Annotated in this window: 3 protein-coding genes; 2 read left to right on the top strand and 1 reads right to left on the bottom strand. The window is 61.5% G+C overall.

Annotated features, from left to right (window positions below):
- Positions 1-454, bottom strand: a 454-nt coding sequence (locus tag EN884_RS29705) for a LysR family transcriptional regulator (protein WP_164895233.1), incomplete at its 3' end; no start/stop codon positions are given.
- A gap of 311 nt (positions 455-765) precedes the next feature.
- Between EN884_RS29705 and chvE the strand changes: the two genes are divergently transcribed.
- Entirely contained in the window at positions 766-1,836 is a 1,071-nt protein-coding gene (gene chvE, locus EN884_RS29700; RefSeq protein ID WP_027161715.1) for a multiple monosaccharide ABC transporter substrate-binding protein, read from the top strand.
- Positions 1,837-1,959: 123 nt separating this feature from the next.
- Entirely contained in the window at positions 1,960-3,492 is a 1,533-nt protein-coding gene (mmsA, locus tag EN884_RS29695) for a multiple monosaccharide ABC transporter ATP-binding protein (RefSeq protein ID WP_063170018.1), read from the top strand.
- The last annotated feature ends 84 nt before the right edge of the window (positions 3,493-3,576 follow it).

The raw sequence follows: 3,576 nt of genomic DNA, 5'->3' as shown, positions 1-3,576 counted from the left end.
TGGTGATCTCGATGCGCGGATAGATGCGGCGGATTTCACGAATTGCCGGCACCGCCAGCTCGATTGCCGGCGCGGTCACGGCACCCAGGAAAACCGAACCACCCTTGCCCGCCTTGAGCTCGGAAATCTCGCGGTCGACCTCGCGCATCTCCAGCAGGATCGAGCGCGCGCGCCTGGCCAAAGCCTTGCCGTATGGCGTCAAGGTGATGCCGCGCGGCAGCCTCTCGCACAGCTTGACCTCCAGCACCGCCTCCATCTCCGCGATCATGCGCGAGGCCGCCGGCTGCGAAATGTTCAGAACCTGGGCTGCCGCGCTGACCCGGCCATGGTCGTCGAGCGCGACGATCATGCGCATGTGACGCAGACTGAGACCGCTGCGCAGCAGGGTTTCGCCATCGCCCGGTGCTTCTCTGTAACCATCTGAAGCTGTTGTCGGATTCGCTGGCCGCGCCATCGCTTTCCCTGCCTTCTGCTCGTGTACGACCGACATCGGGGTCAGCCCGTCACGTCGCAATACATATACCAACCATGATATAGCAACCATCAAAGATCGCATTTGACAGTTATGGCAAAGACCCACACCCTCCGCGCGTTCCAAGACGTGACGGTCGCCGACGAGAAAAATCGTATCGATTGAATCAGCGTCTCGGGGCCATGGGAGGATACCGGAGATCGATATGACGGCAGCGGTGCCTTGGCGCTTCTGCACGATTGCGCGGCCCGCGACCCCCGGGGTGCCGCGTCCATCAAACAGGGAGAGTTAAAGTGAAAATCATCAAGACACTGGCCGCCGTCGCGGCCCTTGGCATCGCTGCCATGACCTACTCGGCGCACGCAGCCGACAAGGGTCTCGTCGGCGTGCTGATGCCGACCAAGACCTCGCAGCGCTGGATCAATGACGGCGATGCCGTCAAGTCCCAGCTCGAGGCTCTCGGCTACACCGTCGACCTGCAATACGCGCAGGACGACATCCCCAACCAGCTCAGCCAGCTGGAAAACGAAATCACCAAAGGCCCGAAGGCGCTGATCATCGCTTCTATCGACGGCACCACCCTGTCGGATGCTCTGCAGAAGGCCGCTGACGCGGGCGTCGTCGTCGTCGCCTATGACCGCCTGATCAAGAAGACCGCCAATGTCGACTACTACACCACCTTCGACAATTTCGGCGTCGGCGTGATCCAGGCGAATTCGCTGGTCAAGGGCCTCAAGGAACGCTTCCCGAACACCAAGCCGTGGAACGTCGAACTGTTCGGCGGCTCGCCCGACGACAACAACGCCTTCTTCTTCTACAATGGCGCCATCTCCGTCCTGCAGCCGCTGATCGACGACGGCTCGATCAAGATCAAGTCCGGCCAGACCGGCATGGACAAGGTCGGCACGCTGCGTTGGCTCGCCGCCACCGCCCAGGCACGCATGGACAATCTGCTGTCGGCCAACTATTCGGATGGCAGCCGCGTCGATGGCGTTCTTTCGCCCTATGACGGCCTGTCGCGCGGCATCACCGCCTCGCTGCGCGCCGTCGGCTACGGCACCGAGGCTCAGCCTTGGCCAATCGTGACCGGTCAGGACGCTGAGACCGCTTCGGTCAAGCTGATCATCTCGGGCGAGCAGTACTCGACCGTGTTCAAGGACACCCGCGAACTGGCCAAGGCCACCGTCGAGCTCGTCGACAAGGTGCTCTCGGGCGGCAAGCCGGACGGACTCGATGAAAAGACCTACAACAACGACGTCAAGGTCGTTCCCTCGATCCTGTTGACGCCGCATGAAGTCGACAAGTCGAACTACCAGGCGCTGGTCGTCGACTCCGGCTACATCAAGGCCGACGAACTGAAGTAATCCCGGTTACAAAGTCAGGGGGTCCTGCGCAACGCAGGGCCCCTTTTCGTTCACCAGCGAGCCCGGTATTGTCACCGACCTCGCCGGCAATATTTGCCGAGCTCTCAAGGAGCGGTAGTCCCCATGGCCCCGACGATTTTGGAGATGCGCGACATCACCAAGACGTTTCCCGGCGTGAAGGCGCTGTCGAACGTCAATCTCAGCGTCGAGGAAGGCGAGATCCACGCCGTGGTCGGCGAAAACGGCGCCGGCAAGTCGACGCTGATGAAGGTGCTGTCGGGCGTCTATCCCTCCGGCACCTATGACGGCCAGATCATCTTCCAAGGCCAGGAATGCCAGTTCAAGGGCATCCAGGACAGCGAACACAAGGGTATCGTCATCATCCACCAGGAGCTAGCGCTGGTGCCGATGCTGTCGATCGCCGAAAACATCTTCCTCGGCAACGAGCACGCGAAATTCGGCGTCATCGACTGGGACGCCAACGAGGAGCGCACCAGTGCGCTGTTGAAGAAGGTGGGCCTTAAGGAGGACCCCAAGACGCTGATCACCAATATCGGCGTCGGCAAGCAGCAGCTGGTCGAGATCGCCAAGGCGCTGAGCAAGGAGGTCAAGCTCCTGATCCTCGATGAGCCTACGGCATCGCTCAGCGAAAAGGACAGCCAGGCGCTGCTTGACCTGCTGCTCGAATTCAAGCGGCAAGGCATGACCTCGATCCTGATCTCGCACAAGCTCAACGAGATCAACCGGGTCGCCGACAAGGTGACGGTGATCCGTGACGGGCGCACCATCGAGACGCTGGCCAAGAAGGACATCTCCGAAGACCGCATCATCACCTCGATGGTCGGTCGTTCCCTCGACGACCGCTATCCGCCGCGCGAGCCTGATATCGGCGAGATCGTGTTCGAGGTGAAGAACTGGTCGGTCTATCACCCGCTCCATGCCGAGCGGCAGGTGATCAAGGGTATCGACATCAATGTGCGCGAGGGCGAAGTGGTGGGCATTGCCGGGCTGATGGGCGCCGGCCGCACCGAATTCGCCATGAGCCTGTTCGGCCGCTCCTACGGCCGCCGCATCACAGGCGAGGTGCTGCTCAAGGGCAAGCCGATCGATGTGTCCTCGGTAAGCAAGGCGGTCCAACACGGCATCGCCTACGTCACCGAGGATCGCAAGACCTACGGGCTCAACCTCATCGACCATATCAAGCACAACATCACGCTGGCCAATCTCGGCGGCGTGGCCCGCCACAGCGTGATCGACGACATGCGCGAGCTCGCCGTTGCCAACGACTATCGCAAGAAGACCAATATCCGCGCTTCCAGCGTCTATCAGTTGACCGGCAATCTTTCCGGCGGCAACCAGCAGAAGGTGGTGCTGTCGAAATGGCTGTTCGCCGACCCGGACGTGCTGATCCTCGACGAGCCGACACGCGGCATCGATGTCGGCGCCAAGTACGAAATCTACACGATCATCGCGCGACTCGCCTCGGAGGGTAAGGCGATCGTGGTCATCTCGTCGGAAATGCCGGAATTGCTCGGCATCACCGACCGCATCTACGTCATGAACGAAGGGCGCATCGTGGGCGAAATGCCCGCCGCGGAAGCAAGCCAGGAAAAAATAATGCGCGCCATCGTTCGTGGAGAAGGAAAAGCAGCATGAGCACCGAAAGCGCCCCCGCCCCGCACGGCAATGTCGCCGAAGAGCAGCGCGCACGCATCGCCGTCTCGGCGCTGGCCACGAACC

The sequence above is a fragment of the Mesorhizobium sp. M7A.F.Ca.AU.001.01.1.1 genome (assembly GCF_004022735.1).
Taxonomy (GTDB): domain Bacteria; phylum Pseudomonadota; class Alphaproteobacteria; order Rhizobiales; family Rhizobiaceae; genus Mesorhizobium; species Mesorhizobium ciceri.
The sequence above is the reverse complement of the archived record's forward strand: the minus strand, read 5'-3'. Positions and strand labels throughout refer to the sequence as shown.

Coding starts and splice junctions, on each gene's coding strand:
- mmsA (WP_063170018.1), top strand. CDS start 1,960: ATGGCCCCGACGATTTTGGAGATGCGCGACATCACCAAGACGTTTCCC.